Source organism: Sulfuricaulis sp. (assembly GCF_024653915.1).
GTDB lineage: Bacteria > Pseudomonadota > Gammaproteobacteria > Acidiferrobacterales > Sulfurifustaceae > Sulfuricaulis.
In genome coordinates this window covers 159,322-176,141 of sequence record NZ_JANLGY010000013.1, presented here as the reverse complement: position 1 = coordinate 176,141, position 16,820 = coordinate 159,322, and the positions used below count along the sequence as shown (strand labels likewise).

General features: G+C 58.2%; 17 protein-coding genes. 9 read left to right on the top strand and 8 right to left on the bottom strand.

Features of this window, described 5'->3' with window-relative positions:
- Positions 1–36: 36 nt before the first annotated feature.
- Genes ispE through NUV55_RS07345 form a run of 3 tightly spaced genes read right to left on the bottom strand, consistent with a single transcriptional unit; the run spans position 37 to position 3,236 of the window.
- Complete coding sequence (gene ispE, locus NUV55_RS07355) at positions 37–858, bottom strand: 4-(cytidine 5'-diphospho)-2-C-methyl-D-erythritol kinase (RefSeq protein WP_296671669.1); 822 nt, start codon at positions 856–858, stop codon at positions 37–39.
- Between the two features lie 18 nt (positions 859–876).
- Entirely contained in the window at positions 877–1,512 is a 636-nt protein-coding gene (gene lolB / locus NUV55_RS07350; protein WP_296671668.1) for a lipoprotein insertase outer membrane protein LolB, read from the bottom strand.
- Positions 1,509–3,236, bottom strand: a complete 1,728-nt coding sequence (locus NUV55_RS07345; RefSeq protein ID WP_296671666.1) for a tetratricopeptide repeat protein — start codon at positions 3,234–3,236, stop codon at positions 1,509–1,511. The genes lolB and NUV55_RS07345 overlap by 4 nt, the downstream gene beginning before the upstream one ends.
- 200 nt (positions 3,237–3,436) lie before the next feature.
- On the opposite strand from NUV55_RS07345, the gene NUV55_RS07340 reads away from it, so the two are divergent.
- From NUV55_RS07340 to NUV55_RS07300, 9 genes are all read left to right on the top strand, one after another.
- The gene (locus NUV55_RS07340; RefSeq protein WP_296671665.1) at positions 3,437–5,128 is read left to right on the top strand and encodes a carbon starvation CstA family protein; all 1,692 of its coding nucleotides are present in this window, start codon (positions 3,437–3,439) and stop codon (positions 5,126–5,128) included.
- Positions 5,129–5,185: 57 nt separating this feature from the next.
- Positions 5,186–6,442 carry a glutamyl-tRNA reductase gene (gene hemA / locus NUV55_RS07335; RefSeq protein ID WP_296671887.1) on the top strand — a complete coding sequence of 419 codons (1,257 nt, stop codon included), beginning with the start codon at positions 5,186–5,188 and terminating at the stop codon, positions 6,440–6,442.
- Between the two features lie 147 nt (positions 6,443–6,589).
- The gene (gene prfA / locus NUV55_RS07330; protein WP_296671664.1) at positions 6,590–7,672 is read left to right on the top strand and encodes a peptide chain release factor 1; all 1,083 of its coding nucleotides are present in this window, start codon (positions 6,590–6,592) and stop codon (positions 7,670–7,672) included.
- A gap of 2 nt (positions 7,673–7,674) precedes the next feature.
- A complete protein-coding gene (gene prmC / locus NUV55_RS07325; RefSeq protein WP_296671662.1) occupies positions 7,675–8,538 on the top strand; it encodes a peptide chain release factor N(5)-glutamine methyltransferase in 864 nt (287 codons plus the stop codon).
- A 20-nt stretch (positions 8,539–8,558) separates the two neighbouring features.
- Positions 8,559–9,305 carry a molybdopterin-synthase adenylyltransferase MoeB gene (locus NUV55_RS07320; RefSeq protein WP_296671661.1) on the top strand — a complete coding sequence of 249 codons (747 nt, stop codon included), beginning with the start codon at positions 8,559–8,561 and terminating at the stop codon, positions 9,303–9,305.
- On the top strand, positions 9,302–9,724 hold the full coding sequence (locus tag NUV55_RS07315) for a M67 family metallopeptidase (RefSeq protein WP_296671659.1): 423 nt from the start codon (positions 9,302–9,304) through the stop codon (positions 9,722–9,724). The genes NUV55_RS07320 and NUV55_RS07315 overlap by 4 nt, the downstream gene beginning before the upstream one ends.
- A gap of 65 nt (positions 9,725–9,789) precedes the next feature.
- On the top strand, positions 9,790–10,365 hold the full coding sequence (locus tag NUV55_RS07310; RefSeq protein WP_296671657.1) for a LemA family protein: 576 nt from the start codon (positions 9,790–9,792) through the stop codon (positions 10,363–10,365).
- 135 nt (positions 10,366–10,500) lie between these two features.
- Complete coding sequence (locus tag NUV55_RS07305) at positions 10,501–11,490, top strand: GIDE domain-containing protein (protein ID WP_296671655.1); 990 nt, start codon at positions 10,501–10,503, stop codon at positions 11,488–11,490.
- A 438-nt stretch (positions 11,491–11,928) separates the two neighbouring features.
- Entirely contained in the window at positions 11,929–12,171 is a 243-nt protein-coding gene (locus tag NUV55_RS07300) for a hypothetical protein (protein ID WP_296671654.1), read from the top strand.
- Positions 12,172–12,294: 123 nt separating this feature from the next.
- Here NUV55_RS07300 and slmA read toward each other — a convergent pair whose 3' ends face one another.
- From slmA to hslV, 5 genes are all read right to left on the bottom strand, one after another.
- A complete protein-coding gene (slmA, locus tag NUV55_RS07295) occupies positions 12,295–12,876 on the bottom strand; it encodes a nucleoid occlusion factor SlmA (protein WP_296671652.1) in 582 nt (193 codons plus the stop codon).
- A gap of 10 nt (positions 12,877–12,886) precedes the next feature.
- A complete protein-coding gene (gene argB / locus NUV55_RS07290; protein WP_296671651.1) occupies positions 12,887–13,783 on the bottom strand; it encodes an acetylglutamate kinase in 897 nt (298 codons plus the stop codon).
- A gap of 348 nt (positions 13,784–14,131) precedes the next feature.
- Positions 14,132–14,593 (bottom strand): Hsp20/alpha crystallin family protein, encoded by a 462-nt coding sequence (locus tag NUV55_RS07285; protein ID WP_296671649.1) that lies wholly within the window; start codon positions 14,591–14,593, stop codon positions 14,132–14,134.
- Between the two features lie 171 nt (positions 14,594–14,764).
- The gene (gene hslU / locus NUV55_RS07280; protein WP_296671648.1) at positions 14,765–16,105 is read right to left on the bottom strand and encodes an ATP-dependent protease ATPase subunit HslU; all 1,341 of its coding nucleotides are present in this window, start codon (positions 16,103–16,105) and stop codon (positions 14,765–14,767) included.
- Between the two features lie 2 nt (positions 16,106–16,107).
- Positions 16,108–16,650 (bottom strand): ATP-dependent protease subunit HslV, encoded by a 543-nt coding sequence (gene hslV, locus NUV55_RS07275; protein WP_296671646.1) that lies wholly within the window; start codon positions 16,648–16,650, stop codon positions 16,108–16,110.
- Positions 16,651–16,820 lie beyond the last annotated feature (170 nt).

Below are 16,820 nucleotides of genomic sequence, written 5' to 3'. Positions count from 1 at the left end.
CGCTTGGCTACGCCCCAAGGTGAACTGTCGCCGCGTTTACCGACAAGGGTGCCGGTTCATTCCCCGAGCCACGAAGCCGGTAAACGGTTTGGGAATTCTTTCCAGTATCTGACGGCCCCGGTCTGCGTCCGTCACATTCAGAAACACACAACCACCGGAACCTGACATGCGCGGCTCGCCGAACTCCGCCAACAGCCGCATCGCGCTATCCACTTCCGGATAGCGGCCTCGCACCACCCGTTCAAGGTCGTTTCGCAGGCCGCGCCCTTCGCGAAAGTCGCGTATTGTGAGGGGCGGGCTATAGCGTGTCAATTCGGGGTCGGCAAAAACCTGCGTCGTCGAAACATGTACCGGTGGCACCACCACCAGATACCACGCCTCTTCCGGCTCAATCGGCGTCAGAACCTCGCCAATTCCCTCGGCCCAGGCGGCATGGCCATGGATGAAGACCGGCACATCGGCCCCCAGCTTCAACCCCAGTGCCGCCAGTTCCGGGATGCTCAGACGCGTATCCCATAATTCGTTAAGCGCCAGCAGGGTCGTGGCAGCGTCGGAACTGCCGCCGCCGAGCCCACCGCCAATGGGAAGGCGTTTGGTGAGATGGATCTGCGCGCCTTTCATGACGCCACGCGATTCCTTTAATAGGCGTGCCGCACGCAGTGTCAGGTCGCTTTCCTCCGTCACGCCGGTAACCGGGGTCGCGCGCGTGATGCGGCCGTCGTCGGTCACGACGAACGCCAGTTCATCGCCGTAGTCGAGAAATTGGTAAACCGTTTGCAGCGTGTGATAGCCGTCCGCACGACGACCGGTGATATGCAGAAACAGATTCAGCTTGGCTGGCGCCGGCCAGGTTCGCATGCGCGGAAAACTCCTTGATTATTGTTTGAATGTCCAGCGTTCGATACTGAGCCGCACCTCGATCGCTTCATCTGCAGCAGGGTTTCCCTCCACGCGGCCCCCCTGCCTCGTGATATACAGTTTACTCGGCAGATCGAAAGAACCGTAATGGGTGTATTCGAGAAACTGAATGTCCCAACCTGACTGCGCCAGCCTTTTCAGGCGACCCTGCGCGTCTAACTGTTGATTCGACACTGATTCGGGCGCGGCCAACCCGACTATCCAGTAATTCAAGCCATCCAGCGGCACCCTCCAACCCGTGGCGCGATACAGCAGCGTTTCGGCATTGCCGGCGCGCCAGATGCGCTGTTCGGCGTCTTGCAGCTCGGCACCGTGTTCGTCCTGCACCAACCGCAGATGGCCGCGACCGAGCGGACCCGTGAAATCCAGGCGATGCCGTTCGCCGCTGCGTTCCCAATTCAATGTCGCATGCCAGCCCTGATCGGCGGCACGCAAGGCCAGTCTTCCCCGGACCTGCCAGGAGGTTACGGGCTTTAATGTTGCTTGCCGCAGATGCCATGCGGCGTCGACATCCGCGACGGAAGGAAGCGGAACAGCAGTGGCACAACTGGAAATGAAGGCAATGAGAATGAGGAGCCCAACAACCTTCCTCATGGTTTGAATTTTTTGATGACGCCGTTCAGCGCCTCGTTGTCCGGCGTCTCGCGCAGCGCACGATCCCACACCGATTCAGCCTCGTGACGGTCGCCTGTCACCCACAACACCTCGCCGAGATGCGCCGCAATTTCGGCGTCATTGCGGATATCGAGAGCACGCCGCAGATATTTCACCGCCTCCGCACTGTTGCCACGCCGGTATTGCAACCATCCCATACTGTCCATAATAAAGGCGTCATCCGGCTTGAGCTCCATGGCTTGCTGCAACAGTTCATGCGCCTCGTCATAGCGATTGGTGCGATCCGTGAGGGTGTAGCCCAGAGCATTCAACGCGTTGACGTTTTTTGGATCCTTTTTGAGGATTTCGCGCAGATCGTGTTCGGTAACGTCCAGCATGTGGAGTTTTTCCGCCATCAAAGCGCGGGCGTACAGCAGGTCCTTGTCGCCCGGAACGGTTTGAATTGCCGCATTCAGCACGGCCAGCGCTTCATTAAATTGCTTTGCATCGCGCAAAATCTGTTCTTGCGCCAGCGCCACCTGTACACGCTGGGGATCGTTTTGCGACTTGATGTCTTCCAGATGGCGGCGCGCCCGCGCCAGATCGCCCTGCTTGGCCAGTGCCACGCCCAGACGGGCTTGTGCCTCAAAATAATATTCGCCTTCCCTCACCTCAAGATACCAATGCACTGCCTCGTCGTGCAGCTTGCGCTGTTCCGCAACCTGTCCGAGATAGAGGCGTGCCTGATCGTTCTGTGGTCGCAATTTCAGCGCCTGCTTCAGATATTTATCCGCATCCTCCAGATTGTTGGTCTGCAGTGAAAGCAGGCCCACGGCATAAACCGTATCGGCATCGTCCGGAGCGTTGTCAGTAACACGCTTGAATTCTGCGAGCGCCTTCTGCCATTCCTTCTGGTCGACCAGAAAACGCGCGTAATTCAGTCGGACGTTGTTCGCGCCGCGATTGTCGCCCAGAAACGATTCATAAAAGGCGCGCGCCTTTTGCGGCTCCTTCTGCGACAGCAGGATGCGCGCCTTGAATAGCGCCGCCTCCTCCCACTCCGGGCGCTGTTTCAGAGCCTCATCAGCGGAGACCAGCGCCTTTTCCAGATCGCCGCCACGGACCAGCAGATGCGCCATGGCAAAATGGGCCGCGGCGAGGCGCGGGTTCAGCGCCACCAGGGATTGCATGACATCGATGGCCGAGGCGCGATTGCTCGCCCGGCCGAGCACAGCGGCCACACGCAGATAAGTTTGGTCGAGATTCCGGCGGGTTTCCTCCGAGGCAAAGAGAGTTTGAAAATGCTCCTTGGCTTCCGCGACGCGGTCGAGTTCGAGCAGGGCCGTGATCAGCGCCTCTCTCGCCTCGTTGTCGTGCGGACGTAGCTCGGACCACAAACGGGCCGACTGGAACGCATCGTCGTAACGCTTGGCAAACAGAGACGCCAGTGTGGCGCGTTCAGCGAGACGTGGGTCACGTGTCTGCTGGGCAACTTTACCCAAGGTGGCGGCCGCCACTCCGATCTGTCCCCGTTGCCCGGCGATCTCGCCCAGCAGCAGGTCATAGAGAATCTCCGGTTCCAGCGCGACCCGTGGCAGTGTTTCGTCGGAGTTGGCGGACTTGGGAGGGGCGGTTTCGGCCAGCGGGTCGGGTTTAACCGTGCCGGCACAGGCCGTCAGCAACGACACAAGCGACAACAGCAGATACGGGCGTAAACGACGCAAACGGGAAGTAATCATATATATAGATAAGCCCAAATCTGTCATGGTGGTACGAGTATCCCTATGACCGTCGCGGTGGGCGGATATTCGCCTACCATTTAAAATAGTCGTTACAGCCTCTAACATCCAGAAAACAGCACGGACAGCAAACGGAACGATATCGAAATGATCCTTGGCGTGACATTCAGCAACGGGAATAAGCCATGAATTCGCTTTTTCTGCTGCTGGCGGCGACGGTGGCCTTTGTCTTCGGCTATCGATTCTATTCCAGGCTTCTGGCGCTCGGCGTTTTCCACCTTGAGAACAATTATAGTATACCCGCCCAGAATCCCCCCGCCGAAGACGAACAGCGCAGCGCCAAACGTCACCTGATATTCGGTCATCACCTCGCTTCCCTCGGGGCCGGCACGGCTGTCACGGGAAGTGTTGTCTCTTTAATATGGGGATGGATTCCAGCCTTTCTATGGGCCGTCGTGGCCACGGTAACGGCCGCCGGCACCTACGGATTGGGTTCCTTGTGGCTGTCCCTGCGCTATCCGGGGCTGAACCCGGCGGAAATCGCCGCGCGCCTGCTCTCCACCCGGGCACATGCACTTTTCGCCCTGTTTGCTTTTCTACTGCTGCTTATCATGAACGCCGCCTGTGCCGCGCTGGCGGCACAACTGCTGTCCGGTTTCCCGCAAGCGGTTTTGCCTTTCTGGGCCATTGCGGTGCTGGCCTGGCTGCTCGGGGGATTTCTGCGCGGCCGAAATAATTTCGAAATCATTTTTGCCTCGCTGATTGCCCTGACCCTGGGCCTGATGGCCGTCTGGCTGCTTGGGGAATTCCCGCTGGCGTTTACTGGCGCGCTTAATTTTGAGACCCAAACAACCTATCTGGCATTCGACGCCAACATGGTGTGGGTCTTGATCCTGTTCGTCTACGCCTACCATGCCACGCGTCAGCCGATGTGGAAACTGATACGCCCACGCGGTTATCTCACGGCCCTGCTGCTCGGCATCATGCTTTTTATCTGTTACACCGCGGTGATAATCGATCACCCGGTTCTGGTCGCGCCGGAATTCCATACCGGACCGGGCATTCCCGCGACGCTCCCGTGGCTATTCGTCACCCTCACCTCAGGCGCCGTCGCGGGTTTTCATCTGTTGATTGCCAATGGCATCACCGCGCGCCAGCTCAAGCATGAAACCGACGCGCGCTATATCGGTTACGGCGGCGCGCTCGCGCTGGGGCTATTGGCGTTAAGCGCCATCATCATCGGCGCTACCAGCTCCGCCACCACCCAGGAATGGAGTCAGCATTACGCCGCGTGGGAAGTATTTCATGACCTGCATAAGGTCCTTGCGCTTTACATCAATGGCTTTGCGCGAATGGCCGCGAGTATCGGACTGGATCAGGCATTTGCCCGCACGCTCGCCGCGGTGGTAATGCTGGGTCTCCTCGTCGCCACCCTGGAAGCCGGTCTGCGCGTGCAAAAGCAATTACTCACCGGCCTGACGGAACGTTTTCCGTCGCTTCTGCCGGGAAATGAAAAGAACCAGATTATTACTGTCGTGCTGCTGTCGGCCATGCTGGCGTTGCACGACGGCCACGGACTGGGCGGGCTTTCGTGGTGGCCGCTGTTTGGCGTGGCTGACCAGATACTGGCCGTGCTGGGTTTTTCGCTGTTGGCGTTGGCGCTGCATCGCAGCGGACGGCCTGTCATCTGGGTGCTGGTGCCATTGATTTTCATGGCGGTAGTTGCCCACTGGGCGTTTGCCACGCTGGCCATGCAGTGGTGGGCGGAGGGTGAGTGGCTGCTGTTAAGCCTTGGCGCTCTGCTGCTGGCAATTGAAATCGCGCTGGCCCTGCTGGCAGTGAACGTATTAAAAACATCTGCTTCTTCCCCAACTTGACACTGGACCCTGATGGGTCAAAATCGCGGGCATCCAGAGCCATTTCCCGGTTTTCACATGCGTCTGCTCGCCTTTGGCATCAATCATCACACCGCGCCGGTCGATATCCGCGAGAAGGCGGCGTTTGCCTCCGATAAGCTGATTGGCGCGCTGCATGAAGTCACCGGCAACGGCGGCGCCGACGAGGCAGCGATCGTCTCCACCTGTAATCGCACCGAGCTCTACTGCGGCCTCGAGCCTGCGCACGAAGACCACGTCATCGACTGGTTCTGCCACTATCACCACCTCAACCGCTCTGACATTCATCCCTACCTGTACCGCCACCCGGACCAGGCGGCGGTCAAGCACGCTTTCCGCGTCGCCGCCGGACTCGATTCCATGATCCTGGGCGAACCGCAAATCCTCGGACAAATGAAAGAAGCCTTCGCCACCGCGCACAAGGCCGGCGCCACCGGCAAGATTCTGAACCGGCTGTTTCAGCAGACCTTCACGGTGGCCAAGCAGGTGCGCACCGACACCGCCATCGGCGCCAGCGCCGTGTCGGTCGCCTCGGCCGCGGTGCGGCTCGCGCGGCAGATTTTCAGCAAACTGTCGGAGCAGACTGTGCTGCTGATCGGCGCCGGCGACATGATCGAGCTGTGCGCGCGCCATCTCAAGGAACAGGGTATCGGCCACATGATCGTTGCCAACCGCACGGTCGAGCGCGCCCAGCAGGTGGCTACCGTTTTCGGCGCCGAGGCGATTTCACTCGCGGAAATGCCAACACGCCTGGCCGATGTGGATATCGTGATCTCCTCTACCGCCAGTCAATTGCCCATTCTGGGCAAGGGCGCCGTGGAAAGCGCCCTGAAGGCACGCAAGCATCGGCCCATATTCATGCTGGATATCGCCGTGCCGCGCGACATCGAGACCGAGGTCGGTGAACTCGAAGACATTTACCTCTACACCATCGACGATCTCAAGGAAGTGGTGCAGGAAAACATGGAATCCCGCCAGGAAGCGGCGCTCGAGGCAGAAAAGATCATCGACACGCGGGTTGTGGATTTCATGCAATGGGTCAAATCGCTGGATGCGGTGCCGACCATCCGCGCCCTGCGCGAATCCGCCGATGCCCTGCGTGAATCCGAGGTCGAGCGCGCACGGCAACGTCTCGCCCACGGCGACGATCCGGCCAAGGTGATCGAGCATCTCGCGCGCGCACTGACCAACAAGTTCACGCACACGCCCACCGACGTGCTGCGCAAGGCCGACCATGAGGGCAACAAGGCCCTGCTCGAAGCCGCCCGCCGGCTGTTCGACCTCCACGAAGACTAGAACTCATTAATGATGATCAAACCACGGGGATCACGGGGAAAGACATGTAAAAGGACAAGAACGGCCTCTCTGTCTTCAATACTTTTCACTCCCCGTGCTCCCCGTGGTTTAAGATTTGTTTTTTTATTTTCATAGAATTCTTGAAAGATGAATCCATCCATCGAAACAAGGCTCACCGGCCTGGCGCAGCGCTTTGAGGAAATCGAACGCCTGCTCTCCGACCCGAAAGTCATCGGCAAACAGGATCAATTCCGCAAGCTGTCGCAGGAATACGCCGAGATCAATCCGGTGGTGAAGCTTTACGGCGACTATTGCTCGGCCAGCGATCAAAAGGAATCCGCGCGCGCCATGCTCAAGGACAAGGATGCCTCCATCCGCGAAATGGCGCAGGAGGAACTCACGTATGCCCAGCAGCTGATCACCAGGCTGGAAGCCGAAATCCAGACCCTGCTGCTGCCGAAAGACCCGAACGACAACCGCAACATTTTTCTTGAGATCCGCGCCGCCGCCGGCGGCGACGAGTCGGCACTCTTTGCCGGCGACCTGTATCGCATGTACAGCTATTACGCCACGGCGCATGGCTGGGAAGTGGAAGTTATGAGCCAGAGCCCCGGCGAACACGGCGGTTACAAGGATGTCATTACTCGCATTTCGGGGAAGGACGTGTACTCGCGGCTCAAGTTCGAATCCGGCGCTCACCGCGTGCAACGCGTTCCCGCGACCGAGGCCCAGGGTCGCATCCATACCTCGACCTGCACCGTGGCAGTATTGCCGGAGGCGGAGGAAATTGACGCCATTGCCATTAATCCTGCGGAGCTGAAAGTGGACACCTTCCGCGCCTCCGGTGCCGGCGGCCAACACGTGAACAAAACCGACTCGGCGATCCGCATCACACATTTGCCCACGGGCATCGTGGTCGAATGCCAGGACGAACGTTCGCAACACAAAAACCGCTCCCGTGCCATGTCGATACTTTCGGCGCGCCTGCTCGAAGCCGAGCAGCGTAAACAGCGCGAGCAGGAGGCGGCCACACGCAAGAGCCTGGTCGGCACCGGCGACCGCTCCGAGCGCATCCGCACCTACAATTTTCCGCAGGGGCGCGTGACCGATCACCGTATCAACCTCACGCTCTACAAGCTCGATCAGGCCATGGAAGGCAAGCTCGACGAACTCATTGACGCACTGCGTACTGCCGATCAGGCGGATCTGCTCGCAGCGCTGAACGGCTGAGCATGGAACCGGCCGTCCTGCATCCATCCATCGTTACCGTTGGCGCGGCCTTGCGCAAGGCGCTGCATGCACTGGAATTGACCAGCCCCACACCGCGACTCGATGCGGAAGTGTTGCTGATGCACGCGTGCGGCTTGGACCGAAGCGGTCTTATAACACGCAACGAAATGGCCATGACCGACGAACAGCAACAGAGAATGGACAGGCTGCTTGATCGGCGCAAGCGTGGAGAACCTGTCGCCTATATCACCGGCAAGCGTGAATTCTGGTCCATGGAACTCAATGTCTCGCCGGCAACACTGATACCACGTCCGGAAACAGAACTGTTGGTGGAAAAGGCACTGGAGCATATTCCAAACGACGCCGCATGGACTATCGCCGATCTCGGCACCGGCAGCGGTGCCATTGCGCTGGCCCTGGCAAAGGAACTTCCACGCTGTCATGTGATTGCGACCGACCATTCATCCGCGGCGCTGGAAGTTGGTAAATCCAACGCCAGAAAATTCGGCCTGACCAATATTGAGTTTCGTGAAGGTGACTGGTTCGTGCCACTTGCAAGCGAGAAGCTGGACCTGATCGTGAGCAACCCGCCCTACATCCGCGCCCGTGACCCGCATTTATCACAAGGCGATGTACGTTTTGAACCAGCCGTTGCGCTTGTCTCCGGCGCCGATGGGCTCGATGCGATTCAACATATCGCGCGGCATGCACGGACTGTTCTCAAGCCCGGCGGCTGGCTTCTGTTTGAACACGGCTGGGATCAGGTTGTGGCTGTCGGTGAGCTTCTGCGCCAGTACGATTACAGCGACATGGTTTATCATCAGGATCTGGCCGGACACGCCCGTGTCGCGGCGTGCCGCCGGTAACACAACCTGGTTAAATCGCGATGGACGACAAACAGCTGCTGCGCTATAGCCGGCATATTTTATTGCCGCAGGTGGGCGTGGACGGCCAGCAGAAACTGCTCGATGCGCGCGTGCTCATCATCGGCCTCGGCGGGTTGGGTTCGCCGGTGGCGATGTACCTCGCCGCCTCCGGCGTGGGGCATCTGGTCATTGTCGATCACGACCGCGTGGAACTTTCCAACCTTCAGCGCCAGATCGTGCACACCACGGAAACCATCGGCCAGGACAAGGTTGTATCAGCGCAGGCAAACCTGCAACAACTCAATCCTGATATTCAGGTCACGGCCTTCAACAAAAAACTGGACGCGGATGAACTCGCCGATCAGGTGAAGCTCGCCGATGCCGTGGTGGACGCGAGCGACAACTTTGCCACGCGCTTCAGCCTCAATCGTCTTTGCGTGGAATATAAAAAGCCGCTGATCTCGGGAGCGGTGATCCGCCTCGAAGGCCAGGTGACGACTTTCCGTGCCGACCTGCCGGACAGCGCCTGCTACCGCTGCCTGTACCAGGACATGGACGAGATTGCCGAGAGCTGTTCCGAAACCGGCGTACTCGCGCCCGCCGCCGGTATCATCGGGAGCATTCAGGCCACGGAAACATTAAAGGTCTTGACCGGCGTCGGCCAAACGCTGAACGGCCGCCTGCTCCTTCTCGATGCCCAGACCATGGAATGGCGCGAAATGAAACTGCGCAAAGACCCGGCCTGCCCGGTGTGCGGCAAGGTATGAATGTCATCCGCCTACCGCGCCCCATCGTCAACCAGTTACTGCACCTGGCGCAGAAATCATCGGACGAGGAAATCTGCGGGCTGATCTCGCGTGACAGCCGCGGTTTCCGGAAATGCTACCCCGTCTCCAACCGGGCCGGCGACAGAAAACGCTTTTTCACGCTCGACCCCAAGGCGCAGATCGATGCCATGCGCGCCATGCGCAGCGATGGCGAGGAACTGGCCGCGATTTATCACTCCCACCCGGATTCCCCGCCCCTGCCCTCACTGGCCGATGTCGAACAGCATGAATATCCCGCCGTGCTTTACCTGATTATCTCGCTCGGTACCAAGGGTGTGCTGGAAATGCGCGGCTTTCAAATTCGCGGGCCGGCCATCGAGGAAATCGCCATCGGCCTGCAGGAAGAACCCGCACACTAGCGCAGGCTGCGCCCGCGTCTATACTCTTTTTTAAAGCCACTTCGGGCTTCAGTAAAGGAGCAATCATGTCCATCGCGACCTTCGTTTTCCTCGGTATTTTCGGCGCGCTGTTTCTCTATGCCGTGACCATGTTCAACAACTTCGTGCGGCTCAAGAATAACGTCGCCCAAGCCTGGTCGAATATCGACGTGTTAATGAAGCAGCGCCATGACGAGCTGCCCAAGCTGGTCGAGGCCTGCAAGCAATACATGAAGCATGAGCGCGGCGTGCTGGAGGCCGTGACCCAGGCACGCGCGGCCGTGGGCCAGGCACGTGCAGCTGGTGACGTGGCCGCTGTCGGCGCGGCCGAGACTCAGTTGCGCACAGGCTTGATGAATCTTTTCGCCGTGGCGGAGAATTATCCCGAACTGCGCGCGAATGAGAATTTCCAGCACCTGCAAAACCGAATCTCGCAGCTCGAGGCACAGATCGCCGACCGCCGCGAGTTCTACAACGACTCGGTCAATGCCAACAATATTCGCATCGAGACCTTCCCGGACAATGTCATCGCCACGCTGTTCCGCTTCGAGCAGAAGCCTTTGCTCAAGTTCAAGGAAAGCGAAATTCAGGACGTCAGCGTCAAGGCGCTCTTTAACACTTAGTTTTTAACAAAATGAATATGATTCTGAACCGCCAAGACGCCAAGGCGCCAAGGAAGGCTATTTTTTCAACAGTAAAAACTTGGCGTTCTTGGCGTCTTGGCGGTTAAATTGCTTTTTGTTAGGGGTTCTTAAAGGATGTCGTCCTCCGGTCCGCTGATGCAGTGGCTGTCGGAACTCGCCCGCAACATCAACCAAAGCGATCCCGCCACCGTTGGCATCGGCGTGGTGCTGCTCGTCGCCGGTTGCGCCTACACCTCGTGGCGCACCTGGCGCAACGTCAGTCACATCCGCCTGATTGAAGATACTCCCACCGCCAAAATCCGTTCCGCGCCGCAAGGCTATGTCGAACTGGAAGGCGCGGGCAAACTCATGGACGGCCCGCCGATTATTGCCAAGCTTTCCGGCCTGCCGTGCGTGTGGTTCCGCTACCAGGTCGAGGAATTGGTGAAGTCCTATCACAAGGGGCGCACCCAAACCCGCTGGCAAGTGGTGGAGAAAGGCGAAAGCACTGAAACCTTCTGGATGCAGGATGATACCGGTCGCGTGGTCATCGACCCTGAAGACGCGGACGTCACGCCACGACACAAGGACCGGTGGCGATCTGGCTCCCGCCTGGGTGGCATAGCCCGTCAACCTGCCGGCGCCTCCCGTTTTTTTGCCTCCAATGTCGGTCACGGCAACTATCGCCTGACCGAGGAGCGCATCAACTCCGGCGAGTCACTCTACGCGCTGGGTCTACTGAAAAGTGTGAGCAGCTATACCAGTATGCCGACCGTGGACGAAGACGTGCGCGAAATGCTCAGGGACTGGAAAAAAGACCAACCCACTATGTTGCAGCGCTTCGATCTGAACAAGGACGGAAAAATCGACGAGATCGAATGGCGCCTCGCCCGCGCCCAGGCCCGGCGCGAAACCATGAAGAACCGCCAGGAACAGGTCATCCACTCCGCCGACGGCCTCAGCGTCCTCGGCCCCACGCGCGACGGCTCACGACCGTATATTCTGTCGGCCTTCACGCAGGCGGAATTGACGAAGCGCTATAAACTTTGGGCGGCGTTATACGCCGGTGGATGTTTCTTATTGGGCCTGGCGGCAGTGTGGGTGTTTAACGCGAAATTCATCTGAATATGCCGGTCCCGGCATATTTTTTGTCATCGAAAAACAATCTGTAGTGTGTGCTCCGCGCACGATTTAAAAACTAATGGCGGGTGGCTCCGCCCCTGCGCCTTGGGTTACTTGGACTCGGACCATCCTTGGTCCTCGCCCTTCGGGCAGCCTTCGGCTGTCCAAATTCGATCCCATCGAATTTGTCTTCGCTCGTGCAAAGACAATGTTATACCGTCACATTGCAGTTCAATTCACTTATCCCGTGAGTTTGCAGTATATTGCGGATACACGTTCTCCGAGGTATTCGTCCCAAATGTCTGACCTCAAACGGCTTTCAGATATTTTCTGCCCACGCTATATTGAATATCCCGTACTTGGGCCGTTCAATCATCGTTAGGTAATATTTATAAACACTAATCGTGTAATTCCAATACGAGTTACCAGGAATCGAAGAATATGACAGACAATCAAAATGATAAGTATATTTTCTATACTAAAATGGCATGGACTATTTATACCCTAATAACCATTGCCATTATTGCTGTATTAGTACTATTTGTCGCTCAGGACAACGAAGAAAAGTTTTTCTACGGGTTAATGCCTGCAGCAGCAGCTTATGTTTTTCGCCCAATGGATAAACCCTTTAGCAAACTCATTTTTAAGTTCACTGGCGTTTCTCAACCCACAGAGGAAAAATGAGCTGCCACATACCTAACAAGCGCATTAACTCTGACCGGTTTTACACGCCGCTTCGTTGCACTACGCTCTGTGTAAGACCGTCAGGTTCTGCGAAACGTAAATCCATCGCTGAAAGCGATTCAATTAAAAAACTCCCTTCCGCAGCAACTCCCACTGTTTATCCCATCCCGCCACTGGCGAAGATTTGAATTCACTCCTGACGAACCGCGTGATCGCACCTTCGACCACCGAGAGCAATAGCGCCGCCGTATCGGCTATCGGGACTCGCAGGTTTTCACTCGCTTCTCCCTCTCGCAATACCTGTTTCAGCTGGGTTTCGATGCGTTCGTAAATCTGCACTACACGCTGGCGCAGGCGTTCTGTTTCGCCCACCAGCACATCGCCGTACAGCAGGCGCGCCATGCCGGGGTTTTTGTCGGCGAAGCCGAGCAGCAGGAACAGGATGCTCTGCACCCGCGCCTCGGCGCGGGTTTCTTCCGCGAGAATCTTGTTGATGCGGGTGAACAGCGTCTCTTCGATGAATTCGAGCAGGCCCTCGAACATCTTGGCCTTGCTCGCAAAATGGCGGTACAGCGCGGCCTCGGAAACGCCGACGGCGCGCGCCAGCTGGGCCGTGGTGATGTGCTCGCCGTGGTTTTTCGCGAGCATGTGCGCCAGTGTTTCGAGGATGGTCTGGCGGCGTTCGCCGCGGCGCGGTCGGGCCATGGGCGGGCGATCAGGACTTGATCAGGGTACCGACGCCTTCATTGGTAAAAACTTCCAGCAACACCGCATGCTCCACACGCCCGTCAATAATATGCGCAGCCTTGACGCCGCTGCTGACGGCGTCGAGAGCATAGTTGACCTTGGGCAGCATACCGCCGTGGATGGTGCCGTCAGCGATAAGATCTTTGATCTGCGTGATGGACAGGCCCGTAAGCAACTTGCCGGACTTGTCCAGCACGCCGGTGGTATTGGTAAGCAGCATGAGCTTCTCGGCCTTGAGCGTGATGGCGAGCTTGCCGGCGACGACGTCGGCGTTGATGTTGTAAGTCTGGCCGTCCTCACCCACGCCGATGGGCGCAATCACCGGGATGAAATCGCCGGTATCGAGCAGCGCCACCAGCCTTGGATCAATGCTGCTGACATCGCCCACGTGACCGATGTCGATGATTTCGCTCGGGAGATCCTTTTTGTCGGCGGGCCTCTGCAAAATCATTTTCTTGGCGCGAATCAGCCCGCCATCCTTGCCGGACAGCCCCACGGCCTTGCCGCCCTGCTGGCTGATGAGACTCACGATTTCCTTGTTGACGAGGCCACCGAGGACCATCTCTACCACGTCCATGGTCTCGCGGTCGGTAACACGCATGCCCTGGATGAATTCGCTCTTTTTGCCGATCTTTTCCAGATGTTGACCGATCTGCGGCCCGCCGCCGTGAACTACCACGGGATTCATCCCAACCAGCTTCATGAGCACCACGTCGCGCGCGAAGCCGCGCTTGAGGTTCTCGTCCACCATGGCGTTGCCGCCGTACTTGATGACAATGGTTTTTCCCTGGAAGCGCTGAATATACGGCAGCGCCTCGGTCAGGATGCGCGCGCGGTCGGCGGCGGATTGGGGGGTGAGCGTCATTATTGTTCCATTTTGCTGCTTGTATCTTTTTATCACCCTCACCCCTTGCCCTCTCCCGCTAACGCGGGAGAGGGGGAGTCGGAGGGTGAACCTGCATTCCGACCGAAAAGTTAGCGCATATTCACATTAAAGTCAGCAGGCTAGTATTAAAAAAGATTAAGCGTCTTAAACCACGGGGAACACGGGGATGAAAGGTAATGGAAAGATGAAGATACCCTTTCTTGCCTTTTTTCTCTCTCCCCCGTGCTCCCCGTGGTTCGAAATCATTTTGTCACGAGTTCAAAAAAAAGAAAGGCCGCTCGCGCGGCCTTTCCCCCTCCGGGGTCCGTCCCGGAGACATCGGAGGAGTTAGGCTACATCCACAGTAATCTTCTTGGGCTTCACTGCTTCGGCCTTGGGCAGGGTCAGTTCCAATACCCCGTCCTTGTAGTTGGCCTTGATACCCTTTTCGTCGACCTGCGTGCCCAACCGCAGACTGCGGACATATTTGCCGTAACGGCGTTCCTGGCGCAGAACACGTTCGCCATCCTTTTCTTCCTTTTCGCTCTTGGTTTCCGCGCTGATGGTGAGAATGCCGTTTTCCAGGCTTACGTCGATGTCCTCTTTCTTCGCGCCCGGTACATCGGCGACGATGACATAGGCATCAGCACGCTCTTTCACGTCCATGGCCGGGAACAGGTCCTCATCGCGCGCCTCTTCCACCTCGCGCATCGGGTTCAAGAAACCCTGAAACATCCGGTCGATATCATTGTCCCACAAACCCCAGCGGGTCAGCGGGGCGCCGTTTTCACGTCGTATCAGTCTGGTCATAAAACACCTCCAAATAAATCAATTAAATTCCCGGCATCCGCTGAACCTGATTTCACCATCCACAAGCTCATCTGCCGTTTGCGGTATTTTTAATGGGGACGACGGGGAAAATTTCAAGCGCGCAAAAAAAATCGCGCAAAATCAGATAATTTGAAACGACCGGAACGGCCGTCAGAGGATATAACGCGCAAGATCTTCGTTGTCGACCAGGCTGCCCAGGTGCTGATCGACGTAGGCGGCATCCACCACGGTATTTTCATTGCCGCGATCAGTGGCTTCAAAGGATACTGTCTCGAGCAGGCGCTCCATGACGGTGTGCAGGCGGCGCGCGCCGATATTCTCGGTACGCTCATTCACCTGCCATGCCACCTCGGCGATACGGCGCACGCCGTCGGGTTTATATTCGAGTCTGTGCCCTTCGGTCGCCAGTAAGGCGCTGTACTGCTCGGTCAGCGAGGCGTCGGGCTCGGTCAGGATGCGCTCGAAATCATCCGCATTAAGCGGGTCGAGCTCGACGCGAATCGGCAGACGACCCTGCAGCTCGGGAATGAGATCAGAGGGTTTGGAGAGATGAAACGCGCCCGAGGCGATAAAAAGGATGTGATCGGATTTAACCATGCCGTATTTGGTTGAAACCGTGCAGCCTTCCACCAGCGGCAGCAGATCGCGCTGTACGCCTTCGCGCGAAACATCCGGGGCGCGCCCTTCGTTGCGGCCAACGATCTTGTCGATCTCGTCAATAAACACAATGCCGTGCTGCTCGACGCGCTGCAAGGCCCGGCCCTTGATGTCTTCCTCGTTGACGAGTCTTGACGCTTCATCCTCGGTCAATAGTTTCCGGGCCTCGCGGATTTTCACCTTGCGTGGGCGGGAACGGCGACCGCCCATGTTTTGAAACAGTCCCTGCAACTGACTGGTCATTTCCTCCATGCCGGGCGGTGTGATGATTTCCACGCCCATGGCCGGTGCCGACAGCTCGACTTCGATCTCCTGATCGTCCATCGAGCCTTCGCGCAGCTTCTTGCGGAACATCTGGCGCGCCGCGCCGTCGGCCGGGCGCGCCGTCTCACCCACGGCGAAATCCATCTCGCGCGCCGGTGTAACCAGGATATCCAGAATCCGGTCCTCGGCGGCGTCCTCGGCGCGAGCACGGACCTTGGCCATTTCCTCCACGCGCATCATCTTGACTGCCATGTCCACGAGGTCGCGGATGATCGAATCGACCTCGCGTCCGACATAGCCCACTTCCGTGAATTTGGTCGCCTCGACCTTGATGAAGGGCGCATTGGCGAGTTTAGCCAGCCGGCGCGCAATTTCGGTCTTGCCGACGCCGGTCGGACCGATCATCAAAATATTTTTGGGCGTGATCTCGGCGCGCAACGATTCATCCTCGACCTGCGAGCGGCGCCAGCGGTTGCGCAACGCGATGGCGACGGCGCGCTTGGCCGCCGACTGACCGATGATGTGCTTGTCCAGCTCCTGGACGATTTCCCGCGGGGTCATTTCCGACATGGTCAACTCTGAAGCTCCTCGATGGTCAGACTGCGATTGGTATAGATGCAGATATCGGCGGCGATATTCAAGGCCTGTTCAACAATGGCACGCGCATTCAGCTCGGTATTTTCCATCAGGGCGCGCGCCGCCGCCTGTGCGTAGGGCCCGCCGGAACCGATGGCAATGAGCCCACCTTCAGGTTCGATAACATCGCCCTGACCGGTGATGACAAGCGAGTCGGTCTTGTCCGCCACCGCCAGCACCGCCTCGAGGCGGCGCAGGATGCGGTCGGTGCGCCAGTCCTTGGCCAGTTCCACCGCCGCGCGCGTCAGCTGCCCCTGGTGCTTTTCCAGCTTGCCCTCAAAGCGCTCGAACAGCGTGAAGGCATCGGCCGTGCCGCCGGCAAACCCGGCGATCACCTGATCCTTGTACAGACGGCGCACCTTGCGCGCGTTCGACTTCATGACCGTATTACCCATGGTGACCTGGCCATCGCCGCCGATGGCCACATGACCATTGCGGCGAACCGATAAAATAGTTGTTCCGTGAAGCTGGGTTTTCAACGCCAGTTCCTCTGCAGTGAAATTGGGCTCGCGCGCCTCAAGCGACATCAGGCGCAATAGTGTGAATCAGAGTGCCGGTGTGTAGCCTTGATTATCGGGAAAGCCCTGGATGCGGGCAGACCTTAAGAGGTTCATCTCCGTCTCGATCCGACAATTTCTCTTCTTGGGCA

Coding starts and splice junctions, on each gene's coding strand:
- NUV55_RS07310 (WP_296671657.1), top strand. CDS start 9,790: ATGTCCATCGCGACCTTCGTTTTCCTCGGTATTTTCGGCGCGCTGTTT.
- NUV55_RS07300 (WP_296671654.1), top strand. CDS start 11,929: ATGACAGACAATCAAAATGATAAGTATATTTTCTATACTAAAATGGCA.
- ispE (WP_296671669.1), bottom strand. CDS start 858: ATGCGAACCTGGCCGGCGCCAGCCAAGCTGAATCTGTTTCTGCATATC.
- hslU (WP_296671648.1), bottom strand. CDS start 16,105: ATGTCGGAAATGACCCCGCGGGAAATCGTCCAGGAGCTGGACAAGCAC.
- prmC (WP_296671662.1), top strand. CDS start 7,675: ATGGAACCGGCCGTCCTGCATCCATCCATCGTTACCGTTGGCGCGGCC.
- NUV55_RS07305 (WP_296671655.1), top strand. CDS start 10,501: ATGTCGTCCTCCGGTCCGCTGATGCAGTGGCTGTCGGAACTCGCCCGC.
- lolB (WP_296671668.1), bottom strand. CDS start 1,512: ATGAGGAAGGTTGTTGGGCTCCTCATTCTCATTGCCTTCATTTCCAGT.
- slmA (WP_296671652.1), bottom strand. CDS start 12,876: ATGGCCCGACCGCGCCGCGGCGAACGCCGCCAGACCATCCTCGAAACA.
- hemA (WP_296671887.1), top strand. CDS start 5,186: ATGCGTCTGCTCGCCTTTGGCATCAATCATCACACCGCGCCGGTCGAT.
- argB (WP_296671651.1), bottom strand. CDS start 13,783: ATGACGCTCACCCCCCAATCCGCCGCCGACCGCGCGCGCATCCTGACC.
- NUV55_RS07340 (WP_296671665.1), top strand. CDS start 3,437: ATGAATTCGCTTTTTCTGCTGCTGGCGGCGACGGTGGCCTTTGTCTTC.
- NUV55_RS07315 (WP_296671659.1), top strand. CDS start 9,302: ATGAATGTCATCCGCCTACCGCGCCCCATCGTCAACCAGTTACTGCAC.
- NUV55_RS07285 (WP_296671649.1), bottom strand. CDS start 14,593: ATGACCAGACTGATACGACGTGAAAACGGCGCCCCGCTGACCCGCTGG.
- NUV55_RS07320 (WP_296671661.1), top strand. CDS start 8,559: ATGGACGACAAACAGCTGCTGCGCTATAGCCGGCATATTTTATTGCCG.
- prfA (WP_296671664.1), top strand. CDS start 6,590: ATGAATCCATCCATCGAAACAAGGCTCACCGGCCTGGCGCAGCGCTTT.